The 17,025-nt window shown below is 71.6% G+C and carries 12 protein-coding genes; 4 read left to right on the top strand and 8 right to left on the bottom strand.

The genetic code is table 11. The features are described from left to right. Positions 1 to 119: 119 nt before the first annotated feature. The 5 genes from ACFXG1_RS06810 to ACFXG1_RS06790 all read right to left on the bottom strand — a co-directional run bounded on the left by ACFXG1_RS06810 (position 120) and on the right by ACFXG1_RS06790 (position 7,803). The gene (locus tag ACFXG1_RS06810) at positions 120 to 2,873 is read right to left on the bottom strand and encodes an FtsX-like permease family protein (RefSeq protein ID WP_384707195.1); all 2,754 of its coding nucleotides are present in this window, start codon (positions 2,871 to 2,873) and stop codon (positions 120 to 122) included. 139 nt (positions 2,874 to 3,012) lie between these two features. Then, positions 3,013 to 3,789: an ABC transporter ATP-binding protein gene (locus tag ACFXG1_RS06805; protein ID WP_384707180.1), complete on the bottom strand. Its 777-nt coding sequence runs from the start codon at positions 3,787 to 3,789 to the stop codon at positions 3,013 to 3,015. A 313-nt stretch (positions 3,790 to 4,102) separates the two neighbouring features. After that, positions 4,103 to 4,759, bottom strand: a complete 657-nt coding sequence (locus ACFXG1_RS06800) for a PadR family transcriptional regulator (RefSeq protein ID WP_384707177.1) — start codon at positions 4,757 to 4,759, stop codon at positions 4,103 to 4,105. Between the two features lie 111 nt (positions 4,760 to 4,870). Continuing rightward, the gene (locus tag ACFXG1_RS06795) at positions 4,871 to 5,695 is read right to left on the bottom strand and encodes a hypothetical protein (RefSeq protein ID WP_384707174.1); all 825 of its coding nucleotides are present in this window, start codon (positions 5,693 to 5,695) and stop codon (positions 4,871 to 4,873) included. Between the two features lie 149 nt (positions 5,696 to 5,844). Continuing rightward, positions 5,845 to 7,803, bottom strand: coding sequence for a protein kinase (locus ACFXG1_RS06790; RefSeq protein ID WP_384707171.1), 1,959 nt, complete (start codon positions 7,801 to 7,803; stop codon positions 5,845 to 5,847). A 735-nt stretch (positions 7,804 to 8,538) separates the two neighbouring features. Here ACFXG1_RS06790 and ACFXG1_RS06785 point away from each other — a divergent pair. Continuing rightward, on the top strand, positions 8,539 to 10,209 hold the full coding sequence (locus ACFXG1_RS06785; protein WP_384707168.1) for a protein kinase: 1,671 nt from the start codon (positions 8,539 to 8,541) through the stop codon (positions 10,207 to 10,209). A gap of 212 nt (positions 10,210 to 10,421) precedes the next feature. Here ACFXG1_RS06785 and ACFXG1_RS06780 read toward each other — a convergent pair whose 3' ends face one another. From ACFXG1_RS06780 to ACFXG1_RS06770, 3 genes are all read right to left on the bottom strand, one after another. Continuing rightward, positions 10,422 to 11,432 carry a phosphotransferase gene (locus ACFXG1_RS06780; protein ID WP_384707165.1) on the bottom strand — a complete coding sequence of 337 codons (1,011 nt, stop codon included), beginning with the start codon at positions 11,430 to 11,432 and terminating at the stop codon, positions 10,422 to 10,424. Positions 11,433 to 11,447: 15 nt separating this feature from the next. Next, positions 11,448 to 11,852 carry a pyridoxamine 5'-phosphate oxidase family protein gene (locus ACFXG1_RS06775; RefSeq protein ID WP_384707192.1) on the bottom strand — a complete coding sequence of 135 codons (405 nt, stop codon included), beginning with the start codon at positions 11,850 to 11,852 and terminating at the stop codon, positions 11,448 to 11,450. A 392-nt stretch (positions 11,853 to 12,244) separates the two neighbouring features. After that, entirely contained in the window at positions 12,245 to 12,922 is a 678-nt protein-coding gene (locus tag ACFXG1_RS06770) for a response regulator (protein WP_384741430.1), read from the bottom strand. 387 nt (positions 12,923 to 13,309) lie between these two features. Here ACFXG1_RS06770 and pdhA point away from each other — a divergent pair, with 387 nt between their 5' ends. Genes pdhA through ACFXG1_RS06755 form a run of 3 tightly spaced genes read left to right on the top strand, consistent with a single transcriptional unit; the run spans position 13,310 to position 16,986 of the window. Then, complete coding sequence (gene pdhA, locus ACFXG1_RS06765; protein ID WP_384707162.1) at positions 13,310 to 14,497, top strand: pyruvate dehydrogenase (acetyl-transferring) E1 component subunit alpha; 1,188 nt, start codon at positions 13,310 to 13,312, stop codon at positions 14,495 to 14,497. Between the two features lie 2 nt (positions 14,498 to 14,499). Then, on the top strand, positions 14,500 to 15,480 hold the full coding sequence (locus ACFXG1_RS06760; RefSeq protein ID WP_384707159.1) for an alpha-ketoacid dehydrogenase subunit beta: 981 nt from the start codon (positions 14,500 to 14,502) through the stop codon (positions 15,478 to 15,480). A gap of 21 nt (positions 15,481 to 15,501) precedes the next feature. Beyond that, positions 15,502 to 16,986 carry a dihydrolipoamide acetyltransferase family protein gene (locus tag ACFXG1_RS06755; RefSeq protein WP_384707156.1) on the top strand — a complete coding sequence of 495 codons (1,485 nt, stop codon included), beginning with the start codon at positions 15,502 to 15,504 and terminating at the stop codon, positions 16,984 to 16,986. Positions 16,987 to 17,025: the final 39 nt, after the last annotated feature.

Here is a 17,025-nt window from a genome sequence, read left to right as displayed (position 1 = left end):
GGGCGGGAGTGATCACTCCCACACGGGGGCACGAATGCGCAGGTGGCCGGAGTACGACGACCGCCGGGCGCTGTGCGCGGCCCCGGGGGCCGGTGTCCCGGCCCCCGGCACACGGGTTGCTACGTGGTCTCGCGGCGGGCCAGGGCGCCCCGCGAGCGCGTCAGCAGCGCCGCCAGCAGGGTCGCGCCCAGCGGAACCGCGATCAGCAGGGCGCCGAGGGTCTCCCACGGCATGATGATCGGAACGTACGGTGCCGACATCTCATAGCCCTGGTCCAGCGCGTTCTCGTACCACTCCTGCTGTTCGCGGCGGTCGGTGAGGATCAGCCCGAGCGCGGGCACCATCCCGGCCGCCGAGCCGAGCACCACCCCCATGGTGGCGACCACCCCGCACTGGAAGCCGCTGAGCGTCCTGCGGACCCTCGGCGGGGCACCGACCGCGGTCAGCGTCTTCAGATCGGCCTCGGCGTCGGCCTGCGAGAGACCCGTGGCGATACCCGCCGCACCGATGGTGATCAGTCCGGCGAAGGCGGCCAGCGCCACCAGCACGATGCTGGTCTCGGACTCGTAGCCCTTCTCGATGTGCAGACCGCTGTTCGTGCTGATCTTGGACAGCTCGTCCTCCAGCCGCTGCTCCTCCTTGCTGTTGGTCATCCGGTCGGTGGAGAAGTACCCGCGGTACGGGACGGCCTTCAGCCCGGCCGCCTTCGCCGCGGCGGGCGACAGCACGGTCTGGAAGCCGTACGCCTTCGGATTGCCGGAGACCTCGTGCGTCGGGACGGACTTGACGACGCCCGGCTCCTCCTTGCCTTCTTCCTGTGCCTTCTGGGCGGCCTTGGTGTCGGTGATGACCTTGATGGCGACCTTGCCGGAGCTGTCGGCGTGCGTCTTGTTGAACGTCACCGCCCCACCGGACTTCAGCGCCCGCTCAGCGGCCGCGTCCTTGATACCGAGGACCTTCAGCAGCTTGTCGTCGGCCACGACGACATCGCTCACATAGGCGCCGTCACCCGACTTGCAGCGCCAGTCCTTGGCCAGCTTCCGGCGCTCCGCGACGGAGTACTTGGACGCGGGATCGTCGGTCGCGTAGTTGTTGTAGCTGTGCAGCGGGCACCGGTTCTCCTTGGGGATGACGATCGTGATGCGACCGCATCCGGGCTCGTCGGAGTAGACGCTGCAGGTGTTCTTGCCGACGATGATCCGGTCCACATCGGCCCGGACGTCGGCGGGGATGTTCCGCTGGACGGCGTCGCGTATCGCGGGCATGTCCCGGCTGCTGCTCTCGTCCTGGACGGAGACCGAGCCGTGCGGGGCCGATGCGGTGTACTGCGCCTTCATCTGGGCCTCGTCGCTCGCCGCGTACGTGGCCACCGCGACGGTGCCCGCGACAGCCGCCAGGACCGCCGCCACGGCCGGTGCCGTACGTCCCCGGTTGCGGACCGCGTCCCGCAGCGCCAGCCGCGGCGACAGCGGCAGGAAACGGCCCAACCGGCCGAAGAGACCGACCAGGGCGGGGGTCAGGGCCACCACACCCAGCTCGGCGACGGCCGCGCCACCGGCGACGATCACAAAGCTCTTGAAGAGCAGGGATCCGGCCAGGGCGACGGTCGTGCCGAACACCACGGCGACCAGACCGATGATCGGCAGGACCCGGCTGCCCCGGCGGATGCCGCGGCGGCCGGTGAGCGATGCCAGAACGGACTGGCGGGAGGCCGTGACGGCGGGAACGAGGGCGGCGAGCGTTCCGGTGAGGACCGCCAGCAGGGCGATGGCCAGCAACTCCAGCGGCCGGGCGTCGAAGGAGCCGAACCGCTCGCCCAGCATCTCCTCGAAGGTTCCCCGGAGGGCGAGGCTGAGCGCGACACCGAGAGCCGTACCGATCACCGCGGCGGCGGCACCGATCACCACACCGCCCGCGAGGACGATGGCACGGATATGGCTGCGGTCACCGCCGTTGGCGCCCACGAGACCGAGCTGGCGGCGGGAGCGCCGGGCGCCCACGGCGAAGGCCGGTCCCGCGAGGAGACAGATCTCCAGCAGGGCGAGACCGACGACCGTCGCGAGGACGGAGAGCTCCTCCACGCCCATGGACTCGTCCATCTTCCAGAACTGCGAGCCGGGCTTCTGGTAGAGCGGGACATCGGCGTCGGACGGCGGGTCGTGGGCGACCGCACGGGACTCGACCAAGGCGCCCTTGGCGTTGGTCTCCTTGACCATGTTCCACGTGAAACCGCCGTCGACGGCGACCAGATAGGTGGTCTGGCCGTAGTCGGTCTGCAGATCGGCCTTCTTCAGGGCCTCGTTCAGCGGCTTGATGAGAGCCCCGGGCAACGCGTTGACCTGGTCGGTCTTCAAGGAGCTGGGCAGCTCGTAGGCGCCGACGATGCGGTACTCGCGGTCCAGATGGCGGGCGGTGAGCTTGCCGCCCACCTTGAGGCCGCTCTTCTTCAGGAAGCTGGTGGTCGCGGCGACCTCGGACTCCTGGGCGGGGAACCGGCCCTCGGTGAGGGACAGCATGCCCTTCGTCATCGGGTCGGTCGTCTTCAGCTCACGGACCTCGGTGTTCAGCAGTCCGTGGGTCGTTTCGAGCTTCGCCCTGCCGCTGGTGTCCGGCAGCAGCCGGGCACCCTGGGGTGCCGCCTTGCGGACATCGGCTTCGCCCTCGGGGTAGGGCTCGTTGTCCTTGAGGGTCTTCGCCGTGTCGAAGTTCTCGCCCGACGGCGTCTGGAAGATGGCGATCCCGCCCACGTTCGGGTCGGAGATCCGGCCGTCCGCCGCGCCGATACTCCGGGCCAGCCGCTCCGTGGTGGAGAGTTCGGCGCTGCGCAGGGTCAGATCGGCGGCGCTGACACCGACGATCGGCAGGGCGATCATCGCCAGGACCAGGAAACTCCGGCCCTTGGAGCGCCATGCGTCACGACGGGCGATCCGGAGCGCCGCCCGCCAGGAATGGAGCCAATTCACTGGGTCTGTCCGTTCATTGTCCGCGACTGGTCTGCCGTGCGTGCCGTGCTCACAGGTCGGCGCCCTGGGACGTCAGAAGGGAGTCGGCGTCGCTGCGTACCGTCTGGTCGACGACCGAGCCGTCCCGGACGAAGACGACCCGGTCCGCCCAGGCCGCGAACCGCGGCTCATGGGTGACGAGGACGGCGGCGGCACCCGCGTCGCAGCGGGAGCGGAGCAGTGCGAGGACGGACTCACCGGTCTCGGAGTCCAGCGCGCCGGTCGGCTCGTCGGCGAGGACGAGGCGCCGGTCGCCGACCAGGGCGCGGGCGATGGCCACCCGCTGCTGCTGGCCGCCGGACATCTCGTCGGGGAAGCGGTCGGCGAGATGCCCCAGGTCCATCTCCTCCAGGGCCGCCAGCGCCTCCACCCGGCCCTTGCGGGCGCTGGCGCCGTCCAGCTCGCGCGGGAGGGCGACGTTCTCCGCGGCGGTCAGGGCCGGGATCAGGTTGTAGTCCTGGAAGACGTAGCCGACGCTGCGGCGGCGCAGGGCCGCCAGCTTCTTGCGGTCGGCGGTGGTGATGTCCGTACCCTCGACGATCACCTGGCCCGAGGTGGGCATGTCGAGCCCGCCCGCGAGGGTGAGCAGGGTGGACTTCCCCGAGCCGGACGGGCCCATGACGGCGACCAGCTCACCGGGGAAGACATCGAGGTTGACCCCGCGCAGCGCGTGCACCTCGGTGGCCCCGCTGCCGTGGACACGGGTCAGCTGGACCAGCCGGAGGATCGCCTCGTTCGGCTGTGATCCATGGTGCTGCTGTGACTGCTGGGGACTGGGTGTGGACATGGGTGGGTTCCCCCCTAGGGCGGACAGTGGTGAGCGGAATGCCCCGGGCCGCTGTGGGCGGCCGGAGCGGGCCGGCGGCCCACCGCCGGATTCGGTCCGGCGGCCGGAGCCGACCGGCCGACCAGTCGACCGAACGGACGGCCGAACGGACGGGTCGGGCGGCCGGGACGGCCCGTCACCGGTGTGGTCGGTGTGGCTGGTGTGGTCGGTGTGGCCGGGGCGGTGTGCTGCGAACGGTGGATCCGAAGATCCGAAGATCCGTGGATGCGAAGATCTGTGAATCTGTGAATCTGTGAATCTGTGAAGCGGTGGATCAGGTGGTGCGCGTCGTGGTGGCGACGTGCGGAACTGCGGGGGCGGGCCTTTCGGTGCCCTCCGTCCGCGGTACGGCCTTGCGGTCTTCCCCCGCTCTCCGGTCGGCCTTGGCGGAGAGCCTGACGAGCCTTGCCTCCGAGTGGTCGAGCCAGCGTGCCTCGGCCTCCGTCTGGAAGATCAGCTGTTCCAGTACGAGCAGCCAGGCGATGTCGTCCCGCTCACTCGAACCGTCCCCGTTCTCGATCGCGGCCAGCGCCTGCATCTTCAGCCGGGTGTAGTCCTGCATGGCCTTGACGGTGTGGTGCCGCTGGGCCTGGATCACCTGCCGGACGTCCACCCCGGGCGCGCCGATCGCCATCGCGAGCTTGATCGACAACTCGTCCCTGGGCGGGCTGGTGCGGTCGACCGGTGCCTCGAACCAGGTCCTCAGCTCCCGGCGGCCCGCGTCCGTGATGACGTAGAGCGCGTGGCCGGCCTCGTCGGCGCCGTTCTGCGTGACCATGCCGTCACGTTCGAGGCGGTTCAGCGTCGTGTAGACCTGGCCGACGTTGAGCGGCCAGGTCGACCCCGTACGCGCCTCGAACTCCGTACGAAGTTGAGAGCCGTATCGAGGGCCGTGCTCCAGAAGGGCGAGCAACCCGTGGCGGATGGACATACTCAGTATGTATACCCGGTATGCAGCCCGCGTCCAACCATCGGTGGATGGATCTGCCGTGTCCCCCTCAAGGGGGATACCGGCGGTACGGGGGATGGAGCCGGAGCGCTCTCAGCGGTGCCTGAGCCGGACCCCGAGGAAGCCGATCCCGAGGCCCATCAGGGCAAGACCGACCCCCAGCGACAGCGGCGAGATCTGCTGCGCCGTTGGTGCTCCTGTCGCCCGAGCGCGCCGCTGACCTGCGGCGGAGTGGGCATCGGAAGTCGGAGTGCGGGCGGAATCGGCTGTGGCGTCCCCGGTGCTGTCCCCGCTGTACGGGTCGCCCGGCGGAAGGACGCCGCCGGCCTCGCCGGGCTCGTCCGCGGGGGCGGCGTCCGGCCCCACGGGGGGCGCGGAGGGCGCTCCCGGGTCGGTGCCGGACGTCGGGTCCGACGGCGAACCAATACCGGACTGTGACATGGAGACCCCGGGCGACGGCGGGAGGTGGTGCGGGGGGCGCCCGGGGCGGATACGGCCCTCCCCCGCGGGGTGTCCGGCGAGCGACGGCGGTACGGGATCGGGCGGCGCGGCGTCCGGGCCCTGACCCCGGCCCGGGTGGGGCATGGTGCCGGGTGGTGTGCCGGAGGACCCCCCGGACGTATCGGATCCGTCGGAATCGGTCCCGTACGCATCGGATGAACCGGAGCCATCAGAGGCGCCGGAGGTGCCCGGTGGGGCGGGAGCGGCGAGCGCTACGGGAGCGGCGGCGGCGAGGACGGTACGCGTCCGGGGCGCGATCCCCCTGTCGTCTCCGGCGGACCCGGCGGACCCGGCGGACCCGGCGGAGACGGCGGACCCGGCGGAGACGAGCGGCACGAGGAGGGCGGCGAGGACGGCCAGTGCGGCGACAGCGACGGCGACGGCGATCGCAGAGCGCGAGCCGGGTGTGGGATGCACGGGGACGGGACCCCTCCCGTACGGGCCGCGGGGCGGCGGCGGGCGGCCGTGATCACGGATTCAGCGTCACACGGCCCGGCCCGTCCGGCATCTCGGGCGCCCGGGTTCCACACGGGAGGATGACGGAGTACGGAAGAGGCGCGCGCGGGTCAGCCGCCGCCCGTGCCGCCCTTGCCCGTCGAGATGTGCAGCTCGAACTGCTGGCGCTTGCCGACCGGGCTGTCGCCGCTCGGGAACTGCTGGACCACCGCGTCCTTCGGGTACTGCGGGTTGTCGACCTCGGTGACCTTCCAGGTCCATCCCCCCGCGCGCAGACACTCCTTGACCGACAGGACGTCCTTGTAGAGGAGGTCCGGCGCGTAGACCTTGCCGGGGTCGGAGGAGTCCTCCAGGGGGTCCGTGCACTTCTCGGTCTTGATCGTGCGGGTACGGTCCGGCGGGATCGCGTCCGTGCTCCCGGTGGCGGATCCGGCGTCGGATCCGGCGTCGGGTTCCGCGCCGGGTTCCGCGTCCGATCCCGTGTCCGTCCTGGAATCCGCGCCTCCGGACCCGTTCGCGGCCTGGCCCGTCGGCTTGTCGACGATCGAGACGTCGACGGGGTCCTCCCGCATAAAGGTGTCGAGAGCCCGGAAGCCGAAGTTCAGCAGGAGGAGGGCGCCGAACGCGCCCAGCACGATGAACACCAGCCGCCGGCCCCGGCCGGGCCCCTGACGGCCGCCCGGCCGCGTCATGGGCGCGGGGGTGGGAGCGGCGGCGTACGGCGGCGCCACATGCGCCCCCAGCCCGCCGGTCTGCGGATAGCCGTACGGACGAGGTGTCGGCGGTGCCTGCTGCCCGAGCCCCTGCTGGGGATGTCCCTGCTGCGGGTGCCCCTGTTGAGGGTGCCCGTGCTGCGGGTGGCCCTGTTGGGGATGCTGCCCGTGCGTCCCGTGCCGCGGGACGCCCTGCTGGGGCATCTGCGACATCTGCGGCGGGGGCGTACCCGGACCGTGGCCGGTGTGACCGCCATGACCGCCGTGACCGGGTCCGGCTCCGTACGGCGCCGCGTGCGGCTGCTGCTGCTGCGGATACGGCGCCCGGGCGACCCCGTGCGGTGGCGACTGCGGATGCGGGGGCCCGGCATACGGCGCCTGCTGCGGGGCCTGCGCCGACGGGAAGACCGCCGACCCCACACCCGCCCCGCTGGACGGCGCCGGTGCCCCGCCGACGATCGCCGGAGCCGCGGCCTGGCCGCCCCCGGCCACCCGCAGACACTCGGCCCGCATCGCCTCGGCGTTCGGGAACCGCTCGTTCGGGTTCTTCTTCAGCGCCCGCAGCACCAGCGCGTCCATCGCCGGGGTGAGCGACCGGTTGATCGTGGAGGGGGCCGGGGGCTCCTCCTGCACATGGGCGTACGCGATCGCCAGCGGCGAGTCCGCGTCGAACGGCAGCCGCCCGGTCAGCAGCTGGAAGAGCATCACCCCGACCGAGTAGAGGTCGGAGCGCGCGTCCACGCCCCGGCCGAGCGCCTGCTCGGGCGAGAGGTACTGCGGAGTCCCCACCACCATGCCGGTCTGCGTCATCGACGTGACGCCCGACTGCATGGCGCGGGCGATGCCGAAGTCCATCACCTTCACGATCCCGCGCCGGTTCAGCATCACATTGCCGGGCTTGATGTCCCGGTGGACCAGGCCGAATTCATGGCTGGTCTCCAGGGCGGCCAGCACATCGGCCGTCACCTTCAGCGCCCGGTCGGCGGGCATCGCCCCGTACCGCTGGACGTCCTCCTGGAGCACCGAGCCGAGCGGCTGCCCCTCCACGTACTCCATGACGATGTACGGAACCGTCAGGCCGCCGAGCTCGTCCTCGCCGGTGTCGAAGACGGAGACGATGTTGGTGTGGGAGAGCTTGGCCACCGACTGCGCCTCGCGGCGGAAGCGCTCGCGGAACGACTGCTCGCGCCCCAGCTCCGTATGAAGGGTCTTGATCGCGACCTGCCGGTCGAGCACGGAGTCGTACGCCAGATGGACCGACGCCATCCCGCCCTGGCCGAGCAGATCGCGGAGCTGGTACCGCCCCTTGGCGACCGAGCCGCCGACATGGTGGCCCTGCGCGCCGTCCTGGTCCATGATCTGCTTCCCCCTCGGCGTGGGCGTCCGCCGCGGCCGGGTGCCGCCGCGGGGATCGCGGCGGTACGCGGTACGCGGCGCGGCCGGCGCTCCACGCGGTGCGCTCCGGCGGCCCCTGTGCTCACGCGATGCTCCGTGGTACGGGGCAAGTCTGCCCCAGGTGACCGGCACGTCAAGCCGGGTGCCCGTTCCGTGACCCTCCGCACGGAAGGTGTCCGGCGGTGCGTGACGGAGGCGTGACGGGAGTGTGACGGGAATCGTGGGGGAATGGCGGGAAGATTTGCGTGGCCGTGCTCACAGCGGGTTGGATGACCGGTCCATCCCGCGCGGTCGTGTCGGTGGGAGGCTGTAGCGTGAGGCAACGGAACGCCCGTCCCGGACGTTGTGACGAGTACGGGCCCGGCGATCCGCGACACCGCGTCCGATAACCGGTCGGCGATCTCCGCGATTCCGGCCGCCACCCCGGCAACAGCACAACCGAATCCCCATCGAATCCGCACCGACCCGGTTGAACGGCACCGACCGGCCGCCCGTATGGAACACGGACAGACCACCGGTCCACCCGGGCCCGGCAGTCGGACAGTACGGCCCCGCACGACATCAGTACGGCACCACACGACCCACGGCACCACACGACCCACGGCATCACACGACCAACGGCATCACACGACCCACGGCACCACAGCAGATCCAGTGGACCCGACGGCTCCACTGAATAGACGACGGCGAGGACTGATGGCACCCGAACCCGAAGCAGGCGTCGGCGGCACGCCGGAATCCGGGGACTCCTTCGGGTCGAACGGTCTGGTCGGCGGCGGCCGGTACCGGCTGACGTACCGCCTGGGCCGCGGTGGCATGGCCGAGGTCTTCGCGGCGGAGGACGTCCGTCTGGGCCGTGAGGTCGCGGTGAAGCTGCTCCGCGCCGATCTGGCGGAGGACCCGGTCGCCAAGGCCCGGTTCACACGCGAGGCGCAGTCCGTCGCGGGCCTCAACCACCATGCGATCGTGGCGGTGTACGACTCCGGTGAGGACGTCGTCGGCGGCCAGTCCGTCCCGTACATCGTGATGGAGAAGGTCGAGGGGCGGACCATCCGCGATCTGCTGATCAACGCGGAGGCACCGCCGGCCGAGCAGGCGCTCATCATCGTCTCCGGGGTGCTGGAGGCGCTGGCCTACTCCCATCAGCACGGCATCGTGCACCGGGACATCAAGCCCGCCAACGTCATCATCACCGACGCGGGCGCGGTCAAGGTGATGGACTTCGGTATCGCCCGCGCCCTGCACGGCGCTTCGACGACGATGACCCAGACCGGCATGGTCATGGGCACCCCGCAGTACCTCTCGCCCGAGCAGGCCCTCGGCAAGGCCGTCGACCACCGTTCCGATCTGTACGCGACGGGCTGTCTGCTTTACGAACTCCTGGCGCTGCGTCCCCCGTTCACCGGTGAGACCCCGCTGTCGGTGGTCTACCAGCACGTCCAGGACGTACCCGTACCGCCGTCCGAGGTGCTGGACGCGGTGCCGCCGGAGCTGGACGGCCTGGTGATGCGGTCCCTGGCGAAGGACCCGGACGACCGCTTCCAGAGCTCGGAGGAGATGCGGGGGCTCGTGCAGTACGCCCTCCAGATGCTCCAGCAGCAGGGCGGCCACACGGGCGGCTGGAACACCGGTCCCGTCGACACCTACGGGGCGCCGGCCCGGGCGCTGGGCGCGACCGCGGCGACCGCGGTGCATCCCGCCGCGCACGGCGGGGAGACCTCCCAGGGCCCGATACTGCCGCCGCTCAACCCCGACGACGGCGGTTTCAACGGCTATGACACCCGGTCCGGCGGACGCCGCGGCCGCGGGAAGATGTGGCTGGTCGCGGCGCTCGCGGTGATCGCGGTCGTGATGGGCGTCGCGATGGCGCTGCGGGCGACCGAGGACAGCGGCGGCGGCCCGAAGGACGACACCAAGGTGTCCGACTCGCCGTCGGTGCGGGACTCCTCGACGCCGAGCAAGCAGAAGGAACCCTCCACGCCGGAGTACGAGGAGGAGGAGCCGCGGTACACCGACAAGCCGAAGTACCCGCGGAACACCCACTCCTCGCAGCCGTCGACCTCGTCGAAGCCGTCGGACGACACCAGCGAGGAGCCGCCGAAGCAGTCGCAGGACCCGGGTACCAAGCCGCCGGGCAACGGCGATGTGGGCGGCAATCCGGCGGGTGGCAACGACGGCGGCGGCGACGGCGGAAACCCGGCGGGCGGCAACCCCGCGGGCGGCAATCCGGCGAACGGCGGCAACGGCGACCAAGGCGGTGACGGGGGCAACAATCCCGCCGGTGGCGCGGGCGGCAACCCGGCGGGCGGCGCGGGTGGTGCCGGCGCCGGTGGCGGCGACGCGGTGGGTGGCGCGGGCGGCCTCTGATCCGTCGGCGGTACGTCACCGGGGGCGGGCCGGCCGGTGTGGTCCGTTGGTACGTCCCCGGGACCGGGCGCTACCCGCGCGAACCGCGTGAACCCCGCGAACCGCGCGAACCGCGGTGAACCGAGGTGAATCGGGGCCTGTGGTCGGCGCGCGCATCAACTCACCAGCGCGCGGTCGTGGTTGCGCGCCCCCGAGTGCGGGGGCGCATCCGGTCAGGTGGCGAACGCCTCCCGTACCGCCTCGTACTCCCTCGTCCACCACACCGCCAGGGCCGACACCGCGGCGAACTGCGGGTCGGCCCTTCGGTCGTGGAGCTGATAGCGCCAGCGGAGTATCCAGAAGTCGTTGAGCCGCTCCCACCACACCCGGTGGACGGCGGCGTCGAGTTCGGAGGTGTCGGCGCCGACGGCATGCCGGTAGGCGCGGGCGTACGCCCTCACCTTCGGCAACTCCAGCGCCCCTCCCGGCCGTACGAAGAAGATCGCGGCGGCCCGTACCGCCTCCTCCGCCCTGGGCTGGACGCCCAGCCGGTCCCAGTCGACGATCGCGGCGGGTTCGGCGCCCCGGTAGAGCAGGTTCAGGGGGTGGAAGTCCCCGTGCACCCAGCCCCCGGCCGACGCGGTCGGCGGACGCAGATCGGCGTGCAGTTCCAGCAGTGTGCGGCGCTCCAGCAGCCGGTGTTCGGCGAGTACGTCGAAGGAGTCCCTGGGGCCCGCCGCCCGGATCAGGGCGAGGAGTTCGTCGATGAGGGAGAAGGTCTCCTGCGGATCGGCGCTCTCGTACTGCCCCCGGTGCTGTTCCTGCCGGTTCATCACCTGTTCGAGGCCGTTGTGGACCAGGCCGAGCAGCGCGCCGAGCCGGTCCGACTGGAGGGTGGACAGATGGGCGCCGTCCCGGTGGCGGCCGTCCACCCACGGGTACAGGGCGTAGCAGTGCCCGCCGATGACGGCGACGGTGTCGCCCCGGGCGTCGGCCACCGCCGGGGCGACGGGCACCCCGAGGGCTTCGAGGCACCGGGTGGCCCGGTGCTGGTGGGCGATGGCGTCCCGGTCGCCGTCGAGATGGTGCTTGAGGAAGTAGGCGCCGCGGGTGGTGGCGAGCCGGTAGCCGCGGTTGAGCAGGCCCTGGGTGACCGGCTCGCACGACAGGGGCTCGCCGGGATCGTCGTAGCGGCGCAGCAGCGAGCCCACGGGCGGGACGGCGTTGTCATATGAGCGCGGCACTCGCCAGATGGTAGATCACGCAGCGTGGCCGCTGGGCTGCTCTTCGCAATAATCCAACGTATGCAGGGTCACGAATTGAGGTTCGACGCGCATGAATACGGGCTCGAAGGGCTCGCCGTCCGCGCGCTCGGGCTCGGGCCCGAAGAGCCGCCGCTCCTCGTCGGTGGGGCGGACGATCCGCGCGGTGCCGATGAACTGGACGGACCATACGCTCCGGCCGCCGTGGTCGAAGGAGTCGGCGCCGTAGGCGACGACGCTGCCGTTGCAGGCGCGGTGGTAGCCGAAGCCGCGGTGGATCCGGAGGACGACCGAGCCGTCGTGCACGATGTGCCGGGCGGGGGCGACGAACGGCATGGCGCGCATGCTGGTGGCGAGCCGGCCGAAGGAGACCCGGCCCAGGAGGTCGATGGCGTGGGCGATGTCCCCGGCGGTGCCATCGGTGCCTGTGCCTGTGCCTGCGCCTGCGCCTGTGTCAGGGGCCGGAGCGGGGGCGGCGGTGGTTTCGAGGGTGCTCGTACCGCTGCCGGGGCCGCCCGGCGGGCCGGACGGGCTGCCCGGCGGGGTGCCGGTGGGCGCGGCGGACTCGGTGGGCATGACCTCCACTCTCGGCGCCGGGAGCGGCGGGCGGAAGGGGCCGCCGCCCCTGCTCGGCGGGGACGTTGGTCCCTTGACCGCCGGGCCGGGTGGACCACTGGAGTCGGGTGTACGCGTCACGGAAAGTGATCCCCCCAGGATCGGCGTTCGTGCCGTCGGTGCCGTCGGTGCCGTCGGTGCCGTCGGTGCCGTCGGTGCCGCCGGTGCTGTCAGCGCTGTTAGTGCGTCGTGGGCGCGGAGGCCCGGCCCTCCGCCTGTAGCCGCGCCACATACGCCGCCGCCTGCGACCGCCGCTCCATGCCCAGCTTGCTCAGCAGGCTGGAGACATAGTTCTTGATCGTCTTCTCGGCGAGATGGAGCCGCTCCCCGATCGCCCGGTTCGTCATGCCCTCCCCGATCAGATCGAGGATCCGGCGCTCCTGCTCGGTCAGGGCCGCCAGCTTGTCGTCCCGCTTGGGGCCGCCGTCCCGCAGCCGGGCCAGGACCCGGGCGGTGGCGACCGGGTCGAGCAGGGACCGGCCCGCCGCCACGTCGCGGACCGCCGAGAGCAGCTCGTTCCCCCGGATCGCCTTCAGGACATATCCGGACGCGCCAGCCATAATCGCGTCGAAAAGCGCCTCGTCGTCCGCGAAAGACGTCAGCATCAGGCATTTGATGGACTCGTCCTGGGAACGGATCTCCCGGCAGACCTCCACTCCGCTGCCGTCCGGCAGCCGTACGTCGAGGATGGCGACATCGGGCCGGGTGGCCGGAATCCGGGCGAGGGCGTCCTCCGCCGTGCCGGCCTCGCCGACGACCTCGATATCGTCCTCGACCGAGAGCAGTTCATGGACGCCCCGGCGGACGACTTCATGATCGTCGAGCAGGAATACGGTGATTTTTCCTTCTTCGCGCACGGTTGCAGTCTCACACATCGACTCTTCCCGTGCCCCGGGTGGCCGGGATACCGTGCGATCGTCCCCGGTGGTCCACCTGGCCGCCACCAATGGCCGCGTCCGAGGCCCTGACCAGTGATTGTCGCCCCCCGCTGTGCCCCATTTCGCGATTTACTTGGAAATCCAAGCAAAAACGCAGGTCAAATGGGGTTTCGCAGGAATGCGGCCCACTGGGTAACGTGCTGAGGACAGGGCGCTCGCCGGGGCACCTGTCACGTCTGTTCCCGGCGCCGCACCCACCCCGTGCGGGGAGCGGGAGCAGGCGAGCCTCCCCTTGTCTCCAGGAGACCGGGGCGACCCCAGGCTCCCGGCAACCCCGGGGGACCGGACAGACGGAGGAGCACGCACGTGACCGTGGAGAGCACTGCCGCCCGTAAACCGCGCCGCAGCAGCAGCGGCGGCAGCACCAAGCGCGCGAGCGCCGCGAGGAAGCCGCGGCGTACCGAGCCCCAGCTCGTACAGCTGCTCGACCCCGAGGGCAACCGGGTCGAACACCCCGACTTCGCGCTCGACCCCACCCCCGAAGAGCTGCGCGGTCTCTACCGGGACATGGTCCTGACCCGCCGCTTCGACGCCGAGGCCACGGCCCTCCAGCGCCAGGGCGAGCTGGGTCTGTGGGCGTCCCTGCTCGGCCAGGAGGCCGCGCAGATCGGTTCGGGCCGGGCCCTGCGCGACGACGACTACGTCTTCCCGACCTACCGCGAGCACGGCGTCGCCTGGTGCCGCGGGGTCGATCCGACGAACCTGCTGGGCATGTTCCGCGGGGTCAACAACGGCGGCTGGGACCCCACCAGCAACAACTTCCACCTCTACACCATCGTCATCGGCGCCCAGACCCTGCACGCCACCGGCTACGCCATGGGCGTGGCCAAGGACGGCGCGGATTCCGCCGTGATCGCCTACTTCGGCGACGGCGCGTCCAGCCAGGGCGATGTGGCCGAATCGTTCACCTTCTCCGCGGTCTACAACGCGCCGGTGGTCTTCTTCTGCCAGAACAACCAGTGGGCGATCTCGGAGCCCACCGAGCGCCAGACCCGCGTCCCGTTGTACCAGCGGGCCCAGGGCTACGGCTTCCCCGGCGTCCGGGTCGACGGCAACGACGTCCTGGCCTGTCTCGCGGTCACCCGCTGGGCGCTGGAGCGGGCCCGCCGCGGCGAGGGCCCCACCCTGGTCGAGGCGTTCACCTACCGGATGGGCGCGCACACCACGTCCGACGACCCCACCAAGTACCGCCACGACGACGAGCGGGCGGCCTGGGAGGCCAAGGACCCGATCCTGCGGCTGCGGCGGCTGCTGGAGCGGGAGGGCCACGCCGACGAGGCGTTCTTCGCGGCTCTGGAGGAGGAGAGCGACGTCCTGGCCCGCCGGGTGCGCGAGGCGGTCCGGGCGATGCCCGACCCGGACCCGATGGCCATGTTCGACCATGTGTACGCGGACGGGCACGCGCTCGTCGACGAGGAGCGGGCGCAGTTCGCCGCGTACCAGGCGTCCTTCGCGGACGCCCCCGAGACCGGTTCGCACGGAGAGGGGCACTGATCGTGGCCGTCCAGAAACTTCCCCTCGCCAAGGCGCTCAACGAGTCGCTCCGTACGGCGCTGGAGAACGACCCCAAGGTCCTCGTCATGGGTGAGGACGTGGGCAAGCTCGGCGGGGTCTTCCGGATCACCGACGGGCTCCAGAAGGACTTCGGCGAGGACCGGGTGATCGACACCCCGCTCGCCGAGTCCGGGATCATCGGGACCGCCATCGGTCTGGCCCTGCGCGGCTACCGGCCGGTGGCCGAGATCCAGTTCGACGGCTTCGTCTTCCCCGCGTACGACCAGATCGTCACCCAGCTCGCCAAGATGCACGCCCGCGCGCTCGGCACGGTGAAGCTGCCGGTCGTCATCCGGATCCCGTACGGCGGCGGGATCGGCGCGGTCGAGCACCACAGCGAGTCGCCCGAGGCGCTCTTCGCCCATGTCGCCGGATTGAAGATCGTCACGCCCTCGAACCCCTCCGACGCGTACTGGATGCTCCAGCAGGCCATCCAGACGGACGACCCGGTGATCTTCTTCGAGCCCAAGCGCCGCTACTGGGACAAGGGCGAGGTCGACACCGAGGCGATCCCGGGGCCGCTGCACACGGCACGGGTGGTCCGGGAAGGCGCCCGCGTCACGCTCGCGGCGTACGGCCCGATGGTGAAGGTCTGCACGGAGGCAGCGGCGGCGGCCGCCGAGGAGGGTATCTCGGTCGAGGTGCTCGATCTGCGCTCCGTATCGCCGCTCGACTTCGACGCGATCCAGCGGTCGGTGGAGAAGACCGGCAGGCTGGTGGTGGTGCACGAGGCACCGGTGTTCTACGGTTCGGGCGCGGAGATCGCCGCCCGGATCACCGAGCGGTGCTTCTACCACCTGGAGGCACCCGTGCTGAGGGTGGGCGGCTTCCACGCCCCCTATCCCCCGGCCCGCCTGGAGGAGGAGTACCTTCCGGGACTCGACCGGGTGCTCGACGCCGTCGACCGCGCGCTGGCGTACTGAGGAAGAGGGAGTGCGAAGAGCATGACGACGGAGAACACCGCGCACCGCTTCCGTGAGTTCAAGATGCCCGATGTGGGCGAGGGACTCACCGAGGCGGAGATCCTCAAGTGGTACGTACAGCCCGGTGACACGGTCACCGACGGCCAGGTCGTGTGCGAGGTCGAGACGGCGAAGGCGGCGGTCGAGCTGCCCATCCCGTACGACGGTACGGTGCACGAGATCCGCTTCCCGGAGGGCACGACGGTCGACGTCGGCCAGGTGATCATCTCGGTGGACGTGGCGCCGGGCGGGGCCCCCTCGGGGGAGGCCCCCGCCGCGCCGCGGACCGACACGGACGAGGCCGAGGCGCCCCAGAAGCGGCAGCCGGTGCTCGTCGGCTACGGCGTCGCGGAGAGCTCGACGCGGCGCAGGCCGCGCAAGGCCGCCGCCTCCGCCGCCGCTTCCGCCTCCGCCGCCTCCGCGCCCGTCGCCCAGGTGCCGGAGCAGGCCGCCGCGGCGGCGATCCAGGGCGAGCTGAACGGCCACGGTGCGCCGCCGGCCGTCCTGGCCGGAGCCGCCGGAACGCCCGGGACCGCCGCCAGGCCGCTGGCGAAGCCGCCGGTCCGGAAGCTGGCCAAGGACCTCGGGGTCGATCTGGCCGGGGTCACCCCGACCGGGCCCGACGGGATCATCACCCGGGACGACGTCCGCTCGGCGCTCGCCCCGCCGCCGCCCGCCGCGGTGGAGCCCGAGCCCGTGGCGGGGTCCCTGACGGGGTCCCTGGCGGGGACCGCGCCGGAGCCGGTGACCGCCCCGGTGGCCGGTGCCCGGGAGACCCGTATCCCGGTCAAGGGGGTACGGAAGGCGACCGCGGCGGCCATGGTGGGCAGCGCCTTCACCGCGCCGCACGTCACCGAGTTCATCACCTTCGACATCACCCGGACGATGAAGCTCGTCGACGAGCTGAAGGCCGATCCCGATCTGGCCGGGCTGCGGATCAATCCGCTGCTGCTGATCGTCCGGGCGGTGCTGGTCGCGATCAAGCGGAATCCCGGGATCAACGCGTCCTGGGACGAGGCGGCCCAGGAGATCGTCCAGAAGCACTACGTCAATCTGGGTATCGCCGCGGCCACCCCGCGCGGGCTGATCGTGCCGAACATCAAGGACGCCCAGGACCGGACGCTGCCCGAGCTCGCGGCGGCGCTGGGCGAGCTGGTCGCGGTGGCGCGGGAGGGGAAGACCACCCCGGCGGCGATGCAGGGTGGCACGATCACCCTCACCAACGTCGGCGTCTTCGGCGTCGACACCGGCACCCCGATTCTGAACCCGGGCGAGTCCGCGATCCTCGCGATCGGCGCGATCAAGCTCCGGCCCTGGGTGCACAAGGGGAAGGTGAGGCCGCGTCAGGTCACGACGCTGGGGCTCTCCTTCGACCACCGGCTGGTCGACGGCGAGCTGGGCTCCCGCTTCCTGGCGGATGTCGCGGCGGTCCTGGAGCGGCCCAAGCGGCTGATCACCTGGGTCTGACCGGCCCAGGACGGCAGCTACGGCGAAGCCCCGTGACAC

The sequence above is a fragment of the Streptomyces sp. NPDC059248 genome (assembly GCF_042753905.1).
Lineage (GTDB): Bacteria > Actinomycetota > Actinomycetes > Streptomycetales > Streptomycetaceae > Streptomyces.
Note: the sequence above shows the minus strand (reverse complement) of the source record. Positions and strands in the feature narration are given on the sequence as shown.